Below are 19,629 nucleotides of genomic sequence, written 5' to 3' on the forward strand. Positions count from 1 at the left end.
TCACGGGTGATCCGGCCGACTAGCCCTTGGCCGTCCCGCCGCGCTTGCGGAGCGCGAACACCACGCCGCCGCCCGCGACGACGAGCGCCGCCGCGATGCCGGCGAAGAGACCGGTGTTGGAGTTCGCACCCGTCTCGGCGAGGTCCGAACCACCGGCCGGGGAGGCCGAGTTGGAGGGCGCCGGGGCCGGGGCGGCCGCGGACGTGGACGCGGAGGCCGACGGGGTCGGCTTCGCGGACGGGGCCGAGGTGCTCGGCGCCGGGGACGACGGCGACGGGGTCGCGGTCGTCGTGGCGCAGCCCTTGTCGGGCGTCGTCAGGTTCGGCTTGATGTCGTCGTCGACCTGGCCGCCGTTGGCCTTCACGTGCACGCGGTACGTGGCCTTCGGCTGCCAGTTCTCCTGGAACGTGACAGTGACGCCCTCGCGGGTGCCCTCCACGTCCTTCGTGCCGACGAGCTTCTCCGAGCCGCCGGACTGGAGGTAGACCTCGACGGTCGCCTTGGCGCCCGAGGGGTCCTTGTCGGTGACGGTGATGACGCCCTGCTCACCGGTGCAGGTGGCGGCGGCGGTGAACTCGCTGATGTTGCACGCCGACGCGGAACCGGCGACACCCAGGGTGAGCGCCGTCGCGGCGGCCGCCACACCGGCGAAACGGGTGGCGCGTGCGGATATACGGGGGGTTACGGACACGGTTGTCCTTCACGGGATCAAGTGCAGATGATGGGGGGTGCGGTGAGGGAGCACACGGGCTCCTGCCTCAGCACCCTCACGGTCCCCTCACGTTTACAAGCGCCCGTGACGCAGCGTCAATACGCGGACGGGGCAAAGGGTTCAGTCTTGACTGTTGCTTGACCCGATGTGCGCGAGAGCGTCCGCCGCCTCCTCCACCGTGTCGACGAGCGCGATCCGCGACTCCATCGCGCGATCGCGGGCCAGCGCCTTCAACAGCGGCCAGGTGGGCAGCCGTTCGGTCCAGTGCGCGCGGTCGACGAGGACCATCGGGGTCGGTTCGCCGCGCGACTCGTAGTAGTTGGGCGTGGCGTTGTCGAAGATCTCCTGAACGGTGCCCGCGGCGCCCGGCAGGAAGATCACGCCGGCGTTGGAGCGGGCCAGCAGGCCGTCCTCGCGGGTGGCGTTCGCGAAGTACTTGGCGAGGTGCGCCGCGAACGCGTTCGGCGGCTCGTGCCCGTAGAACCAGGTCGGGATGCCGACCGAGCCGCCACCGCCCGGCCACCGGCCGCGCACCTCGAAGGCGGCGCCCGCCCAGTCGCCGATCGACGGCGTGAACGACGGTGCCTTCGCGAGGAGTTGGAGCGCCTCGGTCAGCATCGTGTCGTCGTGCGGTGCCGCGTACGCGCCCAGGTTCGCGGCCTCCATCGCGCCCGGACCGCCGCCCGTCGCGACGGTGAAACCGGAGCGCGCGAGCGTCCGGCCGAGCCGTGCGGCACCGGCGTACGCGTCCGTGCCGCGCGCCATCGCGTGACCGCCCATGACGCCCACCACCCGCGCCCCGGCGAGGAGTTCGTCGAGCGCGTCGGAGATCGAGTCGTCGTGGACGGCGCGCAGCATCGACGCGAACACGTCTCCGTCGGCCTTGGTCCGCTGGAACCAGGCGTACGCGCGGGAGTCCGGCGTCGCCGCGTAGCCGTCCGGCGTGGACAGGCCCTCGAAGAGCTCGTCCGGGGTGTACAGCTGCCCCCGGTACGGGTCGAAGGGGAGGCCGGGGACCGGCGGGAAGACGAGCGCGCCGCGGGCCCTGACCTGCGCGGCCGCCTCCTCTTCCATGGGACAGCCGAGGAATATGGCGCCCGTGACCTCGGCGGCGAGCAGCCGGTGCGTACGGTCCGTCAGGTCGACGGCCTGGACACGGTGTCCGGCGAGGGTGCCGTCCTCGGCGAGGACGGCGTCGAACTCGTCGAGCGTCTCGATCTCACGGTCGGCGGCGGCGCCGGGAAGAGCGGTCGGGGCGGACTCGGCGGACGGCTGCGGGGCGGATGACTGCGAAGGATTCGGGTGCACCCGCCCCATGCTAAGCACCGCCCCGCGGACGGATGTCGCTCAGCCCTCGACGACCGACGGGTCCATCCACATGACCTCGAAGGTGTGGCCGTCCAGGTCGTCGAAGGCGCGGCCGTACATGAATCCGTGGTCCTGCTTCTCGCCGGTCTCGGTGCCACCGGCGGCGATCGCCCGGTCGACGAGCTCGTCGACCTTCTCGCGGCTCTCGGCGCTCAGACACAGCAGCACCTCGCTGCTCGTCGTCGAGTCGACGATCGCCTTCTTCGTGAACCCCGCGTACTTCTCCTTCGTGAGCAGCATGATCACGATCTGCTCGCTGATCACGACGGAGGTGCAGGTGTCGTCCGAGAACTGGGCGTTGCGCTCGTACCCCAGCTCGGTGAAGAACTTGGTGGCGGCGGCCAGGTCGTTCACGGCCAGGTTCGGGAAGATCATCTGCTGGTACATGGAGTCCGTCGCCTTCTTCTTCTGCTGCTGACGTCAGCTTGGATGGGTCGCGATGAGTCGCTGTCGTGCCGTACGCAGAGTTAGACGGGGGGCGGCGGCAAAACTCATCGGCCGGTCAGCGGAATCGCCGAAAGTTCTGCTACGGCCCAGGTCAGCGGCCCAAACACGGCGAGCAGGGCGCCCGCGCGCAGGGCCGCGGAGCCGCGCAGCATGGAGGCGGGGGCACCGAGTCGCAGCAGCGCGGCCGTCGTGTGCCTGCGGGCCTGGCGGGCCTCCACGACGGCGGTGATCAGCGTGGCGACGGCACAGCCGACCACGAGGATCGCGCCGAGCGTGGAGAGCGGGCCGAGGTCGGGCGCCGATTTGCCGCCGCGCTCGTACAGGACGCTGGCCGCGTACGCCCCCGACGCCACGGCGCAGACCACGCCGAGCGGGCGTCCGATGCGCCGCGCCTCCTCCTGGAGGACGCGCCCCGCGAGCAGTCGTACGGCTCCCGGACGGATGGCCTGGAGAGCACGCCCGCACTGGTACGTGAGTCCGGGTCCGGCGAGCGCCAGGCCGAACGCGGTCAGCGCCCACCCGGCGAGCACCCCGCTGGGACTGCCGCCGAGGCCGCCCGGCATGGGCGGTCCCGCGGTGCCGGGCGCGTGCGAGGCGTAGGTCTCCACGGCGAGTCCGACGGCGAGCAGGGCGACGCCCCACGGCAGTCCGGTCGGCGGGGCGGCCGGCTCTCCCTCCTGCGCGGGTGCCCGCGCTTCGTCGGGCTTGCCCGGCCTGGCGGTCCGCGGGCGCAGGGTGAGGGCGCTGGCGGCGGACGCCGTGACCGGCACGAAGGTCAGCAGAGTGAGCGCGGCGGCCAGCGGCAGCGGTTCGTCGGCGGCGAGAAGTCCGCGGGCCGCGCCGTCGAACGGGAGCCCCGACAGATCGCCCCGCAGGTGCAGGAAGAAGAGCAGCGCCAGCATCGAGCCGAGCGTGCAGGCGATGGCCGTGGAGATCGCGGCGAGGAGCGTGAGGCGGGCGGGGCCGAGACCCACGGCGGACAGGCCCGCGCGCGGCTTGGTCCCCGGGTCGGAGCGGGCGACGGCGACCGCGAAGTACACGGTGGCGGCGAGCGGCGCGACGCACCAGGCGAGCCGGAGCACGGCGTCGGCGGCGGCTTCGGGGTGGCCCATCGCGTAGCCGAGCGTGCACAGCAGCAGGAATCCGGTGCCGGCCGAGGCGGCGGCCACCAGGAGTCTGCGGACCTGGACGAGCGGGTGGGCGCCGCGGGCTAGACGGAGAGCGAGCACGCGGCCCGGCCTTCCGTGCCGGTGGCTCCGGTGGGGCCGGTGGGGCCGGTGGGGCCAGAGTGACCCGGCTGTCCAGAGTGACCCGACTGGCCCGAGTGACCCGACAGGCCGGACTGACCTGAGTGACCAGTGGCACCCGAGGAATCGGAGGAGCCGGAGGAGCCAGAAGAGCCCGATGAGGGAGCGGAACCTGAGGAGCCAGAAGAGGCGGGGGAGGCAGCGGATCCGGCAGCGCCGGCCGGATCCGGGAGCCCCGCCGGCAGGTGCACCGTATTGACCCGGCGGCCGTCCAGGAGCGACACCGAGCGGTCCGCGAGCGCGCTGACCTCGGCGTCGTGCGTGGCCAGCACCACGGTGATGGCGTGCGAGCGGGCCGCGGCGGTCAGGGTGCGCAGCACGTGCGCGCGGTCGGCGCGGTGCAGGGTCGCGGTCGGTTCGTCGGCGAACACCACGTCGGGGGCGTGCACGAGGGCGCGGGCGATGGCGACGCGCTGCCGCTCGGCCATGACGAGGGCGTGCGGGCGCTTGCGGGCGAGGTGGCCGACGTCGAGCCGGTCGAGCCACTCGTGGGCGGCGGTCTTGGCGGGGCGGCGCCCGGTGCCGCGCAGCATCAGCGGAAGGGCCGCGTTCTCCCACACGTTCAGTTCGGGGACGAGGGCGGGTTCGGGGTCGATCCAGCCGAACCGGTCGCGGCGCAGACGCTCGCGCACGATCGGGCCCATGGTGTGCACGGGCGTGCTGTTGAACCACACCTCGCCCTGGTGAGGCAGGAGTTGACCCGACAGGCATTTCAGGAGCGTCGTCTTGCCGGCGCCGCGCGGGCCCGTGACGGCGAGGATCTCGCCCTCGCGGACACCGAGCGAGATGCCGGTGAGCGCGGGCGAGCCGCTGTGGGAGAAGTGCAGGGCGCGTGCCCAGAGCACGTCGTTGTCCGGCGGGGCCACCATGGCGTACACCTCGGTTCAGATCAGTTGCCTTTCCCCCTATCGGGGGAACGAAGGCGGGGCCGATCGGTCACTGGGCACGGTAGGTACGCGCGGGCGGGGGCCGGAGAAAAGACGCGGCCCGGTTACGCCCATCTCACTCGGATGGGCGTAACCGGGCCGTCGTTCACCGCGGTGGGGCTCAGATCTTGGTCCAGGCCTCCGTGAGGACCTGGCGGATGATCCCCTCGATCTCGTCGAACGTGGACTGGTCCGAGATCAGCGGCGGGGAGAGCTGGATCACCGGGTCGCCACGGTCGTCGGCACGGCAGTACAGGCCGTACTCGAAGAGCTTCTTGGAGACGAAGCCGTAGAGCACGCGCTCCGACTCCTCGTCCGTGAAGGACTCCTTGGTGGCCTTGTCCTTGACGAGCTCGATGCCGTAGAAGAAGCCGTTGCCGCGGACGTCACCGACGATCGGCAGGTCGTGCAGCTTCTGGAGCGTCTGGAGGAAGTTGGCCTCGTTGTCGAGGACGTGCTGGTTGAGGCCCTCGCGCTCGAACAGGTCGAGGTTGGCGATACCGACGGCGGCCGACACCGGGTGGCCACCGAAGGTGTAGCCGTGCAGGAAGGTGTTGTCGCCCTTGTAGAACGGCTCCGCGATGCGGTCGGACACGATGGCCGCGCCGATCGGGGAGTAGCCGGACGTCATGCCCTTGGCGCAGGTGATGATGTCCGGGATGTAGCCGAACTTGTCACAGGCGAACATGGTGCCGAGGCGGCCGAAGGCGCAGATGACCTCGTCGGAGACGAGCAGCACGTCGTACTTGTCGCAGATCTCGCGCACGCGCTGGAAGTAGCCGGGCGGCGGCGGGAAGCAGCCGCCGGCGTTCTGCACCGGCTCGAGGAAGACGGCCGCGACCGTCTCGGGGCCCTCGAAGAGGATCTCCTGCTCGATCTGGTCGGCGGCCCAGCGGCCGAAGGCCTCCGGGTCGTCGCCGTGGATCGGGGCGCGGTAGATGTTCGTGTTCGGCACCTTGTGCGCGCCCGGGACGAGCGGCTCGAAGGGGGCCTTGAGGGCCGGCAGGCCGGTGATGGACAGGGCGCCCTGCGGGGTGCCGTGGTAGGCGACCGCGCGGGAGATGACCTTGTACTTCGTGTGGTTGCCGGTGAGCTTGTGGTACTGCTTCGCCAGCTTCCACGCGGTCTCGACGGCCTCGCCGCCACCGGTGGTGAAGAAGACCTTGTTGAGGTCGCCCGGGGCGTAGTGGGCCAGGCGCTCGGCCAGCTCCACGGCCTTGGGGTGGGCGTACGACCACACGGGGAAGAAGGCCAGCTCGGCGGCCTGCTTGGCGGCGACCTCGGCGAGCTCCTGGCGGCCGTGTCCGGCCTGGACCACGAACAGGCCGGAGAGGCCGTCGAGGTACTTCTGGCCCTTGTCGTCGTAGATGTAGGTGCCCTCGCCACGCACGATGGTGGGAACGGGCGCGTTCTCGTACGACGACATGCGGGTGAAGTGCATCCACAGGTGGTCGTACGCGGTTCGGCTGAGGTCCTTGCTCACGGCTATCGGGTTCCCCACATGTAGGTCTGCTTCTTGAGCTTGAGGTAGACGAAGCTCTCGGTGGAGCGCACTCCGGGAAGGGCCCGGATGCGTTTGTTGATGACGTCCAGAAGGTGGTCGTCGTCCTCGCAGACGACCTCCACCATCAGGTCGAACGAGCCCGCCGTCATCACGACGTACTCGCACTCCGGCATGGCCGTCAGCGCATCCGCCACGGGATCCAGGTCGCCTTCGACGTTGATGCCGACCATCGCCTGCCTGCGGAAGCCCACGGTGAGCGGGTCCGTGACGGCGACGATCTGCATGACGCCCTGGTCGAGCAGTTTCTGGACGCGCTGGCGCACGGCTGCCTCGGACAGGCCGACGGCCTTTCCGATGGCGGCGTACGGGCGCCTGCCGTCCTCCTGGAGCTGCTCGATGATGGCGAGGGAGACGGCGTCGAGCGACGGGGTGCCCCCGCCGTTCCTCGAACTGGGTCCCTTGGGGTCTGCGCTGCGACTGGCCACGACCTCACTGTGCACGAGGACTCGTCTGTTCCGCAACCCTGGATCGATGAAATTCGTTGTTTACGGGCTCGATACTCACGGATTCCGTAGTTCGTGGGGGGTGGGGGGTGTCGAAAACGTCGGTGTACGGACTAGGGTGGGTGTCTCAAGCTTTGGACAGTCGAACAGGAGGGCCGGCAGTGAGCACCAGTGAGCTGGGACGGCTGCGTACGCTACGGAACTACGTTGCCGGTGAGTTCCGGGACGCCGCCGACGGACGGACCACGGAGGTGGTCAACCCCGCCACGGGCGAGGCCTACGCGACCGCGCCGCTGTCCGGGCAGGCCGACATCGACGCGGCCATGGCCGCCGCCGAGGCCGCGTTCCCGGCCTGGCGCGACCTGACGCCGGCCGAGCGCCAGAAGGCCCTCCTCAAGATCGCGGACGCGTTCGAGGAGCGGGCCGAGGAGCTCATCGCCGCCGAGGTCGAGAACACGGGCAAGCCGATCGGCCTGACGCGGAGCGAAGAGATCCCGCCGATGGTCGACCAGATCCGGTTCTTCGCCGGTGCGGCCCGGATGCTCGAAGGGCGCTCCGCGGGCGAGTACATGGAGGGCCTGACCTCCATCATCCGCCGCGAGCCGATCGGCGTCTGCGCGCAGGTCGCGCCGTGGAACTACCCGATGATGATGGCCGTGTGGAAGTTCGCCCCGGCCCTCGCCGCGGGCAACACGGTCGTCCTGAAGCCCTCGGACACGACCCCCGCGTCCACGGTCCTGATCGCCGAGATCATCGGCTCGATCGTGCCCAAGGGCGTCTTCAACGTCGTGTGCGGCGACCGCGACACGGGCCGCATGATGGTCGAGCACCCGACCCCGGCGATGGCCTCCATCACCGGCTCCGTGCGCGCCGGCATGTCCGTCGCCGAGTCGGCGTCGAAGGACCTCAAGCGGGTCCACCTGGAGCTGGGCGGCAAGGCGCCGGTCGTCGTCTTCGAGGACACCGACATCGCCAAGGCCGTCGAGGACATCTCGCTCGCGGGCTTCTTCAACGCCGGACAGGACTGCACGGCCGCCACGCGCGTCCTCGTCCAGGAGTCGATCCACGACGAGTTCGTGGCCGCGCTCGCCAAGGCCGCCGCGGACACGAAGACCGGGCAGCCGGACGACGAGGACGTGCTCTACGGCCCGCTCAACAACCCGAACCAGCTGAAGCAGGTCACCGGGTTCATCGAGCGCCTGCCCGCCCACGCCAAGGTCGAGGCCGGTGGCCACCGCGTCGGCGAGAAGGGCTACTTCTACGCCCCGACCGTCGTCTCGGGCCTCAAGCAGGACGACGAGATCATCCAGAACGAGGTCTTCGGCCCCGTCATCACCGTCCAGTCCTTCACGGACGAGGCGCAGGCCGTCGAGTGGGCCAACGGCGTCGACTACGCGCTCGCGTCGTCGGTGTGGACCAAGGACCACTCGCGCGCGATGCGCATGTCCAAGGTCCTCGACTTCGGCTGTGTGTGGATCAACACCCACATCCCGTTGGTGGCCGAGATGCCGCACGGCGGCTTCAAGAAGTCGGGCTACGGCAAGGACCTGTCGGGCTACGGCTTCGACGACTACACCCGCATCAAGCACGTCATGACGTCGCTGGACGCGTGAGTCTCACCTACGAGGAGGTGGGCGCGACCCTGACGGGCCCGGCCGACGGCCGGCTGCCCGCGGGGTACGCCCACCTGGACCGTCGCGTCCGTCTCGGCTCGGGGCACGAGTGCTTCGAGCGGGCGGGCGCGGCGGTTCTCTCATGGGGTGCCCAGCGCGGCGCCGGACTGCGCGTGACGCCGGGCGACGACGTCCGCGAGGGCGCGGACGTGGAACTGCGGTTCCTGTGGCTGCGGATCCCCTGCCGCGTGGTGCGGGTGGTGCGCTCCGAGGAACGGATCGGATTCGCGTACGGGACCCTGCGCGGGCACCCGGAGTGCGGCGAGGAGGCGTTCCTCGTCGAGCGGGACGCCGACGGTTCGGTGTTCTTCCGGATCCGGGCGTTCTCGCGGCCGGGGCGCTGGTACGCGCGCCTGGGCGGGCCGGTCGCCCGGGGTGTTCAACTGTGGGTGACGCGGCGGTACTTGAAGGCCATCGAGGTCTAGTACGGCCGTCGTCGCCCTGGCCGCCGCGCACGGCGGGCGCGTGCGGGCCTGGCCGGGTGGGGATGTGGGCGGCCTCCTCGTCGAGGCCGCCCTTGCGCGCGCCTGATCGCGGCTCACCCCAGGTGGGCCAGGTCCTCCGCGGTCAGTTCGAGGTGAGCGGCCCGCGCCCAGTCGGCCAGTTGCTCCGGGCCGCGCGCCCCCGCGATCACCCCCGTCACCCCGCGCTGCGCGAGCGCCCACGCCAGGGCGACGGAGCCGACCGTGACCCCGTGCCGCCCGGCGACCGTGCGCAGCCGCTCCACGATCTCCAGGTTGCGGTCCAGGTCCCGGGTGAAGTCCGGGTGGGTGCGCCGCCAGTCACCGGCGTCGAGCTGCGCGGCCCGCTCCCGGGTGAACGTGCCGGACAGCAGACCGGAGTGCAGCGGCTGGTACGCGATCACGCCCGTGCCGTGGTCCGCCGCCCAGTTGATCTCCGGCACCGCCGCGCGGTTGACCAGCGACAGCGGCGGCTGGATCGCGTCGACCGGCGCGACCGCGGCGGCCGCGGCGAGCTGCGCCGGGTCGTGGTTCGACAGGCCGATGGCGCGGACCTTGCCCTCCTTCTTCAGGTCGGCCATCGTCTGCCAGTACTCCTCAAGGGGCGTGACATGGGCGGGAGTTGCCGCGTCCGCGCCGTTCTCGTCCCAGTTCAGCGCGGCGCCCGTGTCCGGCCAGTGCACCTGGTAGAGGTCGATGGCCTCGACGCCCAGCCGGCGCAGCGAGTCCTCCAGCTCGCGGCGGACGCTGTCCGGCCGCATGATGCGGCGCGGCGCCTGCTCCGGGTCCCGCGGGTCCCACACCAGGCCCACCTTGGTGAACACGAACGGCCGCTGTTCCTGCGGGAGTTGGGCGATCGCCTTGCCGACGACCTCCTCCGAGTGGCCGAGTCCGTACACGGCGGCCGTGTCGATCCAGTTGACGCCGGCCTCCACGGCGGCGTGCACCACCGCGATCGAGCGGGCGTCGTCCTGGCCGCCCCACGAGAAGCGCCACCCCTCGCCGCCGAAGGCCCAGCTGCCGAGGCCGATCGTGGACAGCTCCATGCCGGTGGTGCCGAGCTCGCGACGGGGCAGTCCGCTGTTGTTGACAGTCGTCATCGTCGTACGTCCTTGCTCTCGATGGTCGTTGTCGTGCTGACGGGACGACTGTGCGCCCTGGGCACCACCCCCCGACAGGCACAGCCGAGAGGGGGGAAAGACTTGACCCCCCAGGGACGCGCGACGCGGGCGATACTCGGGGCATGGACGCCACCGTGGAACGCCGCGCCGAACTCAGCCAGTTCCTCCGCTCGCGCCGGGCCCGCCTCAAGCCCGCCGACGTCGGCCTCGTCCCGTACGGGCCGCGACGCGTGCCGGGCCTGCGCCGCGAGGAGCTGGCGCAGCTCGCCGGGGTCAGCGTCGAGTACTACGTACGCCTGGAGCAGGGCCGCAACCCGCATGTGTCGGACGGCGTCCTCGACTCCGTCGGCCGCGCCCTGCGCCTGGACCCCGCCGAGCAGGAGCACCTGCGCAATCTCGCCCGGCCCGACCGCGCCAGGCCCGCGGCCCGCGACCGCACGCTTCCGCGCCCCGAGCCGGTACGCCCCGCGCTGCGGCGCCTGATCGACGCGCAGCCGGGACCGGCCTATCTGACCGGCCCGCTCACCGAGGTCGTCGCCTGGAACGGGCAGGCCGCGGCGGTCTTCGGCGACTTCGGCCGACTCCCGCGGGAACAGCGGACGTTCGCGCACCTGGTCTTCCTCGACACGGACTACCGCGCACTGTTCGCCGACAGCTGGCGGGCGAAGGCCGAGTCGACGGTCGCCTTCCTGCGGGTCGGAGTCGGTCGGCACCCCGACGACCCCGCCCTCGCCTCCCTCATCGGCACGCTCGCCATGAAGAGCGAGGAGTTCGGCGAGATGTGGGCCCGCCAGGACGTCCGCGGCAAGGAGGCGGGCCGGTACGCACTCCGGCATCCGGTCGTCGGCCCGCTCGAACTCGACTTCGAGATCCTGCACCTCCCCGACGCCGGACAGGTCCTGGTCAGCTATCTGCCGGCGCCGGACACGGACACCGCCGAGAACCTCGGGCTGCTCGCCAGCTGGACGGGCTGACCGCGCACCCCGATCGACAGGGTGTCGCCCGCGGGGCGGCGTGCTCGACGAGGCGTCCATTGCCGGGCGGAGCTGCCCGGCGGCATCCTGCGCTGGTGCGAGCGAAGATCACCACCCCCCAGGTCACCCGTCGTTCCCTGCTGCGCGCCCTGGGCGGTGGTGCCACGGCCGCGGCGGTCGGCGCACTCGCCACCGGGTGCGGGGTGCCCGCCGCGTACGTCGCGCCCGGCGACCGCGCGGCCCCGGATCTGTCCCCCGGCGACAAGCGGCTGACCTGGGCGAACTGGCCGCTCTACATCGACGTCGACGACGACGATCCGGCCAGCAGGCCGACCCTCGACGCGTTCGAGAAGCGGACCGGGATCCGGGTCAAGTACACCGAGGAGATCAACGACAACGACGAGTTCTTCGGGAAGATCAGCCCGTCCCTGATGAACCACCAGCGGACCGGGCGCGACCTGATCGTCATCTCCGACTGGATGTGCTCGCGCTTCGTGCGGCTCGGCTGGGTGCAGGAGATGGACCGCGCCCGCCAGCCGAACGTCACCGCGCACCTGGACCCGCTGCTGCGCTCCCCGTCCTTCGACCCGGGCCGCAAGTACACCGTGCCGTGGCAGTCCGGCATCACCGGCATCGCGTACAACAAGCGGAAGCTGGGTCGCGAGATACGCCATGTCTCCGATCTGTGGGCCGCCGACCTGAAGGGGCGGGTCACGCTGCTCTCCGGACTCGACGAGTCCTTCGCGCTCCTCATGCAGGGCAACGGCGTCGACATCACGCGGTGGAAGGCCGACGACTTCCACCGGGTCTGCGACCAGGTCGAGAAGCTCGTGAAGTCCCAGCACATCCGCCGCTTCACCGGCAACGACTACATCAAGGACCTCTCCAGCGGCGACGTCCTCGCCTGCCAGGCCTACAGCGGCGACATCATCCAGCTCCAGGCCGACGACCCGGACATCGAGTTCGTCGTCCCGGAGGAGGGCGCCGAGCTCTGGGCGGAGTCCCTCATGATCCCCAACCTCGCCGACCACAAGGCCAACGCCGAGCTGTTGATCGACCACTACTACCAGCCGGAGATCGCCGCCGAACTGGCCGCGTGGGTCAACTACGTCTGCCCGGTCCCGGCCGCCCGGGACGTCCTCGCCTCCGCGAAGGACAAGGAGACGGCCGCCCTCGCCGAGGACCCGTTGATCTTCCCCGACGACGCGATGCGCTCGCGGCTCGCGATCGCCCGGGACATCAGGTCGTCGGAGCGCACGGAGTTCGCGAAGCGGTGGAACGCGATCGCCGGGCTTTAGGGCGGGCGTCCACCGGGGGGAGTGGCGTCCCCGCTCGGATGGGAACGGTGATCCCGTCGTGTCACGATGAAGCCATGCCACCGCAGACCCCCGAGCCGCAGCCCCGTGACCAGCGGCCCGCCGCGTCGCCGTCGCCTGCGTAGCCGTCGCCTGCGTCGCCGTCCCGGACACCGTCGTCCCGGACACCGTCGTCCCGGACACCGTCGTCCCGTACGGCCAAGTCGCGTACGGCGACGTCGCGTACGGCCAGGCCGCGCTCGGAGGCGCTGTCCCGGGAGCGGATCGTCGGGGCCGCCGTCGAGCTGCTGGACGCGGCCGGGGAGAGCGGGCTGACGTTCCGGGCGCTGACCGAGCGGCTCGCCACCGGGTCCGGGGCGATCTACTGGCACGTGGCGAACAAGGGCGAGTTGCTCGGCGCCGCCACCGAGGCCGTCGTGGGGCCGGTGCTGGCCGCCGAGTCCGGCGGATCGCCGCGCGACCGGGTCCACGGGGTCGCGCTCGGGCTGTTCGGCGCGATGGAGGAGCACCCGTGGCTCGCCCCGCAACTCGTCGCGCAGCTCGCCCATGACCCTTGGGGCCCGGTGGCGCCGCGGCTCGTCGAGGCCATCGGGCGGCAGGTGCGCGAGCACGACGACCGCGAGCAGTTCCTCGCCGGCCTCGACCTGATCCTCGACGGCGTCGGCGCTTCCTGACCGGGGGGGGCGTGAAGCGGCGTGCGGGCGCGGGGAGTTCATCGGGGGACGAGAAGCTGTCGGCGGCCGTCACGCTCGGCCTCTTCGCCGCCTGGGCGCTGCACGACACCGAAGAGCCGCTCACCGCTCCGCGCTGGATCCGCGACCACGTACCGCAGTTGCGGGAGCGGTGGCCCGAACTGCCCGAGCGCGTACGGCGGGTGAGGAAGGGCATCGACGAGCGGGAGTTGCGGGCCGCCGTCGCGGTGATGGCGGGCATCGTCGGTGCGGGAGCGGCCTCCGGCCGGGCGAGCGGCGGGCGGGGCGCGGTGTGCCAGGCGATGCTGAACGCCTTCGGGCCGCACGGGCGCGTCCACCTGGGCCAGGCCGTCGCCTGCCGCGGCCGCACCCCGGCGTCGCGACCTCCCCGACCCTCGTCGTGCCGTTCACCCCGTGGGCGCGGTACCGGCTCGCGAGCGCCGGGGTGCCGCGCCCGGCGTGGGGCAGGGACATCGTCACTGGGGTCGTCGGGGCGGGGGCGGCGACGGTTCTCGCGCACGGGGTCGCGCGGCGCGTCGTCGGGGCGCGTTCCTGATCGCCGCCCCCGGGACCGGCCGTCAGGCTCCACGCAGTGACGTCAGGGCGTCGATGCGGTTCGTCGTGATGGAGTCCACGCCCACGTCGAGCAGCCGGCGCATCGCGCTCTTCGTGTCCGGCGTCCACGCCGAGACGAGGTACCCGTCGCGGTGCACGCGGGCCGCCAGGTCCCGACTCACCAGCGGGAAGCGGTAGTTGAGCCAGCGAGGGCGGACCGCGTCGAGCAGCGCCGGTCGTGCCGGGGCCAGCGTCGTCCAGGTCAGGGCGATCTCGGCGGCCGGGTCGGCGGCGCGGACCCGGAGCATCGTCTCCGCGCCCGCGCAGTAGTAGACCCGCTCCTCGGCGCCGCAGTCCCGGATCACTCCGACGACCGTGCGCACCGCCTTCGCGCTCGCGCCGGGCAGGTCGACCATGAGCCGGGCCTCCCCGGCCGCGGCCAGCGCGTCGACGAGCGTGGGCACACCGCCCGCCGTCAGGCCGCGCACCTCGTCGGCCGAGAGCGCGGACAGCGGGCGGTCGTGCTTCCACAGCCGCTCCAGCGTCGCGTCGTGCAGCAGCACGGGCACGCCGTCGCGCGTCAGTCGTACGTCGATCTCCACCGCGTCCGCGCCCCGTTCGAGCGCGGAGCGCAGGGACGGGAGGGTGTTCTCGCGGACGCGGTAGGGGTCGCCTCGGTGGGCCACGGCAGTCACGGTGCGCATGGCCACCATTGTGCGGGGCGCGCTCGCCCCGGCCGGGTCAGGCGGTCAGCCAGGTGTCCGTGTACGTGTCGATCTCGGCGGCGATCCGCTCCTGTCCGGCCTTGTCGAGGAACGAGGCGCGCACCGCGTTCTTCGCCAGCTCGGCGAGACCCCGCTCGTCGAGGCCGAGGAGGCGGGCCGCGACGCCGTACTCGATGTTGAGGTCGGTGGAGAACATCGGCGGGTCGTCCGAGTTGATCGTGACCGTCACGCCCGCGTCGACGAACTGCTTCAGCGGGTGCTCCTCCAGGGTGCGCACGGCGCGCGTCGCGATGTTCGACGTCGGGCACACCTCCAGCGGGATGCCGTGCTCGGCCAGGTGCGCGAGGAGCTTCGGGTCCTGGGCCGACGACGTGCCGTGCCCGATGCGCTCGGCGCGCAGGTACGTCAGCGCGTCCCACACCGTCTCCGGGCCCGTCGTCTCACCCGCGTGCGGCACCGAGCGCAGGCCCGCGGCGATCGCGCGGTCGAAGTACGGCTTGAACTGCGGGCGCGGGACGCCGATCTCGGGTCCGCCGAGCCCGAACGACACCAGCCCCTCCGGGCGCAGCGCGTCGTCCGTGGCGAGCCGGGTCGTCTCCTCCGCGGCCTCCAGACCCGCCTCGCCGGGGATGTCGAAGCACCAGCGCAGGACCGTGCCGAACTCCGACTCGGCCGCCTTGCGGGCGTCCTCGATCGCGTCCATGAACGCGCGGGCGTCGATACCGCGGCGGGTCGACGAGAACGGGGTGAGGGTCAGCTCGGCGTACCGGACGTTCTGCCGGGCCAGGTCGCGGGCCACCTCGTACGTGAGGAGGCGGACGTCCTCCGGCGTACGGATCAGGTCGACGACGGACAGGTACACGTCGATGAAGTGCGCGAAGTCCGTGAACGTGAAGAAGTCCGCGAGCGCCTCGGGGTCCGTCGGCACCTTGGAGTCGGGGTGCCGGGCGGCCAGCGTCGAGACGATCCTGGGGGAGGCGGAGCCCACGTGGTGCACATGGAGTTCGGCTTTGGGCAGTCCGGCGATGAAGGTCTGCATGGTCTGGCTCACGGGTTCCTCCCCAGGAACTTCACTGATCGGCTGATCGGGGTCCCGGCCATCGTATGCGGGCCGGAACCGGCCCCTTCCGTGGCCGCCGACAGGACCTAGCATGTGCGGATGACCGAGCACGACCCGTACGGCCGCGGCCCCTGGAGCGCGCCCGCGCCGCAGCCGCCGTACGGCTACGCCAACCCGTACGCCCCGCCCGGCGAGCCCGTCCCCCCGCCGCCCGTCGGCCCGGAAGGGCCGGGCGTCTTCCCCTGCCCCGCGTACGGATACGGGTGGAACACGGTGCCGACGGGTCCGAGCAACGGGCTCGGGGTCGCCGCCCTGGTCCTCGGGATCCTCACGGCCGTCGGTTTCCTGCTCTGGCCGCTCGCGATCGTCACCGGCGTGCTCGCGGTCGTCTTCGGTGTCATCGGGCGGCGCCGGGCAGGCCGCGGCGCCGCGACCAACGGCGGGCAGGCCCTCGCCGGATTCATCTGCGGCCTGGGCGGACTGCTGCTCGCGCTGCTGCTCTGCGTGGTGTTCCTGGCCGGGGCGCTCGACGACGACCGTGACGCGCCGGGCGACGGCGACCGCGGCCCCGGATCGGACGACCCCGGGTACTCCGTCGTCCTGCGCTGAGCGAGCGGCCCCGGCGCCGGCCGAGCCTCCACCGGGCCGCGACCTGATCCCCCGGGCAGGCCCTAGCCCGCCAACCGCGCCCGCGCCTCCATCAGCGCGAACCCCAGCAGATTCGGCCCCCGCCACCGGCGCGGATCCTGCGCCGCCGGGTCGTCGGCGGCCAGACCGATGCCCCACACCCGGTCCACCGGACTCGCCTCGACCAGGACCCGGTCGCCCGTGGTCAGGAGGTAGCCGCGCAGCGCCGGGTCCGAGGCGAACTTGTGGACGCTGCCCTCGACCACGACGGCGAACCGCTCCCGCTCCCACACCGTGTCGTCGAAGCCGCGCACCAGGCGGCCCGCCTTCTTGGCCTGCGCGGGGTGGCCCGCCGTGATCGCCGCCCGCTCGGCCTCGGCGTCAGCGAACAGCCGGGCCTTGCCCGCCATCATCCAGTGCTCCGCCGTCGCGTACTCCACACCGTCCACCGTGAACGGCGACGGCCACCACTGACTCAGACAACTCGGTCCGAGCGTCCCGTCCTCGCGCGGTGTGTGCCCCCAGAAGTACAGGTACTTGACCCGCGCCCCCGCGTCCAGGGCCCCGACCAGCGACTCCCTGCTGTTGATCATCCCCATGCACGCGAGTCTGGCACGCACCACGGACAGTCCGTCCTGGGTTTTCCAGGCCCACTCGACAGTCGGTCGACAGATTCCGTCGCGTAACCAAAAGGCAACAACGGAATCACTTGTTGGAGTACTACTCCTCTGTCAGGATCGGCACTCAAATCGAGCTGGAGCCACGCCGGGGCCCGTGGGACGGGACGCCGGCGGAGGAGAGCGAGAGCGAGAACCTCATGCACAACCCCTTCCCCGCACAGGAACGATTCGCCGACGGCGCGAACTTCATCGCGGGCCGGTTGACCCGGGGCACCTCGGGCCGCACCCACGCCGTCGTCGACCCGGCGACCGGCAAGGACGTCTACACGTACGAGCTCGCGAGCACGGCCGACGTGGACGCCGCCGTCGCGGCCGCCGCCGACGCCTTCCCGGGCTGGGCCGGAGCGACGCCGGGCGAGCGCTCCGACGCGCTGCACGCCTTCGCCGGGGTGCTCGCCGAGCGGGCCGAGGAGTTCGCGCAGGCCGAGTCGCTCCAGTGCGGCAAGCCGATCAAGCTGAGCCGCGAGTTCGACGTGCCGGGCACCGTGGACAACACCGCGTTCTTCGCCGGCGCCGCCCGCCACCTCCAGGGCCAGTCCGCCGGGGAGTACAGCGGCGACCACACCTCGTACGTACGCCGTGAACCGATCGGGGTCGTCGGCTCCATCGCCCCCTGGAACTACCCGCTCCAGATGGCCGCGTGGAAGGTCCTGCCGGCCATCGCCGCGGGCAACACGATCGTCCTCAAGCCCGCCGAGCTGACCCCGCTGACCTCGCTCCTGTTCGCCGAGGCGGCGACGGCGGCCGGCATCCCCGACGGCGTCGTCAACGTCGTCACGGGCGCGGGCCGGGACGCGGGCGAGCACCTCGTCGGCCACCCCGGCGTCGCCATGACCTCCTTCACCGGCTCCACCGGCGTCGGCAAGCGCGTCGCCGAGGTCGCCACCGCCACCGTGAAGCGGCTGCACCTCGAACTCGGCGGCAAGGCCCCCTTCGTGGTCTTCGACGACGCCGACCTCGACGCCGCCGTGCACGGCGCCGTCGCGGGCTCCCTCATCAACACCGGGCAGGACTGCACCGCCGCCACCCGCGCCTACGTGCAGCGCCCGCTCTACGACGCGTTCGTCGAGAAGACGGCCGCCCTCATGGAGACCGTGCGGCTCGGCGACCCGTTCGCCGACGACACCGACCTCGGCCCGCTCATCTCGCACGCCCAGCGCGACCGCGTCGCCGGATTCGTCGACCGTGCCCGCGGCTACGCGCGCGTGGTCACCGGCGGCGAGGCGCTCGATCACCCGGGCGCCTACTACCGGCCGACCCTGATCGCCGACGCCGCGCAGGACAGCGAGATCGTGCAGTCCGAGATCTTCGGCCCGGTCCTCGTCGTGCTGCCCTTCGACAGCGACGACGAGGGCATCCGGCTCGCGAACGACACTCCCTACGGTCTCGCCGCCTCCGCCTGGTCGACGAACGTCTACCGCGCGAACCGCGCCACCCGCGACATCAAGGCGGGCTGCGTCTGGATCAACGACCACATTCCGATCCTCAGCGAGATGCCGCACGGCGGCTACAAGGCGTCCGGCTACGGCAAGGACATGTCTGCCTACTCCTTCGAGGAGTACACGCAGATCAAGCACGTCATGTTCGACAACACCGCGGTGGTCCGCAAGGACTGGCACCGCACGATCTTCGGGGACCGATAGTCGACAGGCCGCACCGACCAGCGGCCGCCAACCTCCCGAAAGGGCAACCACGCGCATGGAGCAGTACGAGCCCGACCCCCTTGCCCCGGCCCAACTGGCCGCCATGCGGCGCAGTCTGAGGAACGGCAGGGCCAGGGCCTCCCTGTCCCGCCGCTCGCTGCTGCGCGCATCGACGGGGGGCGCGCTCGCCATCGGCGGGCTCGGCACCCTCAGTGCCTGCGGCATCCCCGCGGCGAGCAAGTCCCAGGGCGGCATATCGTCCGAGGACCACTCGGCCAAGGAGAAGACGATCAACTTCTCCAACTGGACCGAGTACATCGACATGAGCGACGACGAGAAGCACCGGCCGTCGCTGGAGGCGTTCACCAAACGCACCGGGATCCAGGTCAAGTACACCGAGGACATCAACGACAACGTCGAGTTCTTCGGCAAGATCAAGCCCCAGCTGGCCGCCGGTCAGGACACCGGGCGCGACATCATCGTGCTCACCGACTGGCTGGCCGCCCGCCTCATCCGCTACGGCTGGGTGCAGAAGCTCGACGCGGCGAACCTGCCGCACGCGTACACGAACCTGTCCTCCCAGTTCCGCAACCCCGACTGGGACCCGGGCCGCGCCTACTCCTATCCCTGGCAGGGCATCGCGACGGTCATCGCGTACAACACCAAGGCGACGGGCGGCAAAGAGGTCACCTCGGTCTCCCAGCTGCTCGACGACCCGAAGCTCAAGGGCAAGGTCGGCCTGCTCTCCGAGATGCGCGACACCATCGGCATGACGCTCCTCGACATGGGCAAGGACCCGCGCGACTTCAAGGCCGACGACTTCGACGCGGCCGTCGCCCGCCTCCAGAAGGCCGTCGACAGCAAGCAGGTCCGCCGCTTCACCGGCAACGACTACATCGCCGACCTCTCCAAGGGCGACCTCGCGGCCTGTCTCGCGTGGGCCGGTGACGTCGTGCAGCTCCAGGCGGACAACCCGCACGTCAAGTTCGCGATCCCGGACGCCGGTTACATCTCGTCGACCGACAACATGCTGGTCCCGAACAAGGCTCGTCACAAGACGAACGCCGAGAAGCTGATGGACTACTACTACGAGCCGGCCGTCGGCGCCGAGCTCGCCGCGTGGATCAACTACGTCACGCCGCTCGAGGGCAGCATCGTCAAGCCCGAACTCGCCAAGATCGACAAGGACGTCGCGAACGACCCGCTGATCGTCCCCGACAAGGCCATGGCGGCCAAGGCGCACGGCTTCCGCTCGCTCACCGCCAAGGAAGAGACGTCGTTCGAGGAGAAGTTCGCCCAGCTCACCGGCGGCTGAGCCGATCCTGCCCGCGCCCC

At 71.5% G+C, this 19,629-nt stretch carries 20 protein-coding genes and 1 pseudogene; 9 read left to right on the top strand and 12 right to left on the bottom strand.

Translation table 11 applies throughout. The annotated features are described in order from the left end of the window. Nucleotides 1-19: 19 nt before the first annotated feature. From V2W30_RS28850 to V2W30_RS28880, 7 genes and pseudogenes are all read right to left on the bottom strand, one after another. Nucleotides 20-643: an LAETG motif-containing sortase-dependent surface protein gene (locus V2W30_RS28850; protein ID WP_338701044.1), complete on the bottom strand. Its 624-nt coding sequence runs from the start codon at nucleotides 641-643 to the stop codon at nucleotides 20-22. Nucleotides 644-832: 189 nt separating this feature from the next. Beyond that, nucleotides 833-1,930 carry an LOG family protein gene (locus V2W30_RS28855; RefSeq protein ID WP_338703802.1) on the bottom strand — a complete coding sequence of 366 codons (1,098 nt, stop codon included), beginning with the start codon at nucleotides 1,928-1,930 and terminating at the stop codon, nucleotides 833-835. 129 nt (nucleotides 1,931-2,059) lie between these two features. Further along, nucleotides 2,060-2,467 carry a VOC family protein gene (locus V2W30_RS28860; protein ID WP_338701045.1) on the bottom strand — a complete coding sequence of 136 codons (408 nt, stop codon included), beginning with the start codon at nucleotides 2,465-2,467 and terminating at the stop codon, nucleotides 2,060-2,062. A 104-nt stretch (nucleotides 2,468-2,571) separates the two neighbouring features. Next, on the bottom strand, nucleotides 2,572-3,756 hold the full coding sequence (locus V2W30_RS28865) for a hypothetical protein (protein WP_338701046.1): 1,185 nt from the start codon (nucleotides 3,754-3,756) through the stop codon (nucleotides 2,572-2,574). Nucleotides 3,757-4,013: 257 nt separating this feature from the next. After that, nucleotides 4,014-4,703 (bottom strand): annotated as a pseudogene (locus V2W30_RS28870) (ABC transporter ATP-binding protein); the annotation flags it as partial. Between the two features lie 178 nt (nucleotides 4,704-4,881). Further along, a complete protein-coding gene (locus V2W30_RS28875) occupies nucleotides 4,882-6,261 on the bottom strand; it encodes an aspartate aminotransferase family protein (RefSeq protein ID WP_338701049.1) in 1,380 nt (459 codons plus the stop codon). Next, nucleotides 6,246-6,764 carry an Lrp/AsnC family transcriptional regulator gene (locus V2W30_RS28880; RefSeq protein WP_338701051.1) on the bottom strand — a complete coding sequence of 173 codons (519 nt, stop codon included), beginning with the start codon at nucleotides 6,762-6,764 and terminating at the stop codon, nucleotides 6,246-6,248. Before V2W30_RS28880 ends, V2W30_RS28875 begins: the two co-directional genes overlap by 16 nt. 164 nt (nucleotides 6,765-6,928) lie before the next feature. On the opposite strand from V2W30_RS28880, the gene V2W30_RS28885 reads away from it, so the two are divergent. Beyond that, complete coding sequence (locus V2W30_RS28885) at nucleotides 6,929-8,380, top strand: gamma-aminobutyraldehyde dehydrogenase (protein WP_338701053.1); 1,452 nt, start codon at nucleotides 6,929-6,931, stop codon at nucleotides 8,378-8,380. After that, nucleotides 8,377-8,865, top strand: coding sequence for a DUF1990 domain-containing protein (locus V2W30_RS28890; RefSeq protein WP_338701055.1), 489 nt, complete (start codon nucleotides 8,377-8,379; stop codon nucleotides 8,863-8,865). Before V2W30_RS28885 ends, V2W30_RS28890 begins: the two co-directional genes overlap by 4 nt. A gap of 113 nt (nucleotides 8,866-8,978) precedes the next feature. On the opposite strand, the gene V2W30_RS28895 is transcribed toward V2W30_RS28890, so the two are convergent. Continuing rightward, nucleotides 8,979-10,001: an aldo/keto reductase gene (locus V2W30_RS28895; protein WP_338701056.1), complete on the bottom strand. Its 1,023-nt coding sequence runs from the start codon at nucleotides 9,999-10,001 to the stop codon at nucleotides 8,979-8,981. Nucleotides 10,002-10,144: 143 nt separating this feature from the next. On the opposite strand from V2W30_RS28895, the gene V2W30_RS28900 reads away from it, so the two are divergent. Further along, nucleotides 10,145-10,996: a helix-turn-helix transcriptional regulator gene (locus V2W30_RS28900; protein ID WP_338701057.1), complete on the top strand. Its 852-nt coding sequence runs from the start codon at nucleotides 10,145-10,147 to the stop codon at nucleotides 10,994-10,996. Between the two features lie 92 nt (nucleotides 10,997-11,088). Continuing rightward, nucleotides 11,089-12,294 (top strand): spermidine/putrescine ABC transporter substrate-binding protein, encoded by a 1,206-nt coding sequence (locus tag V2W30_RS28905; protein ID WP_338703803.1) that lies wholly within the window; start codon nucleotides 11,089-11,091, stop codon nucleotides 12,292-12,294. 61 nt (nucleotides 12,295-12,355) lie between these two features. On the opposite strand, the gene V2W30_RS28910 is transcribed toward V2W30_RS28905, so the two are convergent. Then, entirely contained in the window at nucleotides 12,356-12,658 is a 303-nt protein-coding gene (locus tag V2W30_RS28910; protein WP_338701058.1) for a hypothetical protein, read from the bottom strand. Here V2W30_RS28910 and V2W30_RS28915 point away from each other — a divergent pair. Together V2W30_RS28915 and V2W30_RS28920 are read left to right on the top strand one after the other, a co-directional pair. Beyond that, on the top strand, nucleotides 12,624-12,986 hold the full coding sequence (locus V2W30_RS28915; protein WP_425244708.1) for a TetR/AcrR family transcriptional regulator: 363 nt from the start codon (nucleotides 12,624-12,626) through the stop codon (nucleotides 12,984-12,986). The genes V2W30_RS28910 and V2W30_RS28915 overlap by 35 nt on opposite strands. An 11-nt stretch (nucleotides 12,987-12,997) precedes the next feature. Further along, a complete protein-coding gene (locus tag V2W30_RS28920) occupies nucleotides 12,998-13,600 on the top strand; it encodes an HXXEE domain-containing protein (protein ID WP_338701059.1) in 603 nt (200 codons plus the stop codon). Here the strand turns inward: V2W30_RS28920 and V2W30_RS28925 are convergent. After that, nucleotides 13,583-14,263, bottom strand: coding sequence for a glycerophosphodiester phosphodiesterase (locus tag V2W30_RS28925; RefSeq protein ID WP_338701061.1), 681 nt, complete (start codon nucleotides 14,261-14,263; stop codon nucleotides 13,583-13,585). The genes V2W30_RS28920 and V2W30_RS28925 overlap by 18 nt on opposite strands. A gap of 37 nt (nucleotides 14,264-14,300) precedes the next feature. Beyond that, nucleotides 14,301-15,437: an adenosine deaminase gene (locus V2W30_RS28930; protein WP_338701062.1), complete on the bottom strand. Its 1,137-nt coding sequence runs from the start codon at nucleotides 15,435-15,437 to the stop codon at nucleotides 14,301-14,303. 6 nt (nucleotides 15,438-15,443) lie between these two features. Here V2W30_RS28930 and V2W30_RS28935 point away from each other — a divergent pair, with 6 nt between their 5' ends. Continuing rightward, entirely contained in the window at nucleotides 15,444-15,953 is a 510-nt protein-coding gene (locus tag V2W30_RS28935; protein ID WP_338701064.1) for a DUF4190 domain-containing protein, read from the top strand. 62 nt (nucleotides 15,954-16,015) lie between these two features. Here the strand turns inward: V2W30_RS28935 and V2W30_RS28940 are convergent, their stop codons facing one another. Beyond that, nucleotides 16,016-16,570, bottom strand: a complete 555-nt coding sequence (locus V2W30_RS28940; RefSeq protein ID WP_338701066.1) for an NADAR family protein — start codon at nucleotides 16,568-16,570, stop codon at nucleotides 16,016-16,018. Between the two features lie 218 nt (nucleotides 16,571-16,788). On the opposite strand from V2W30_RS28940, the gene V2W30_RS28945 reads away from it, so the two are divergent. Both V2W30_RS28945 and V2W30_RS28950 read left to right on the top strand, forming a co-directional pair. Continuing rightward, on the top strand, nucleotides 16,789-18,294 hold the full coding sequence (locus tag V2W30_RS28945; protein ID WP_338701067.1) for a gamma-aminobutyraldehyde dehydrogenase: 1,506 nt from the start codon (nucleotides 16,789-16,791) through the stop codon (nucleotides 18,292-18,294). A 55-nt stretch (nucleotides 18,295-18,349) separates the two neighbouring features. Continuing rightward, nucleotides 18,350-19,609 carry a spermidine/putrescine ABC transporter substrate-binding protein gene (locus V2W30_RS28950; protein ID WP_338701069.1) on the top strand — a complete coding sequence of 420 codons (1,260 nt, stop codon included), beginning with the start codon at nucleotides 18,350-18,352 and terminating at the stop codon, nucleotides 19,607-19,609. Nucleotides 19,610-19,629: the final 20 nt, after the last annotated feature.

This window comes from Streptomyces sp. Q6 (assembly GCF_036967205.1).
Lineage (GTDB): Bacteria > Actinomycetota > Actinomycetes > Streptomycetales > Streptomycetaceae > Streptomyces > Streptomyces citrinus.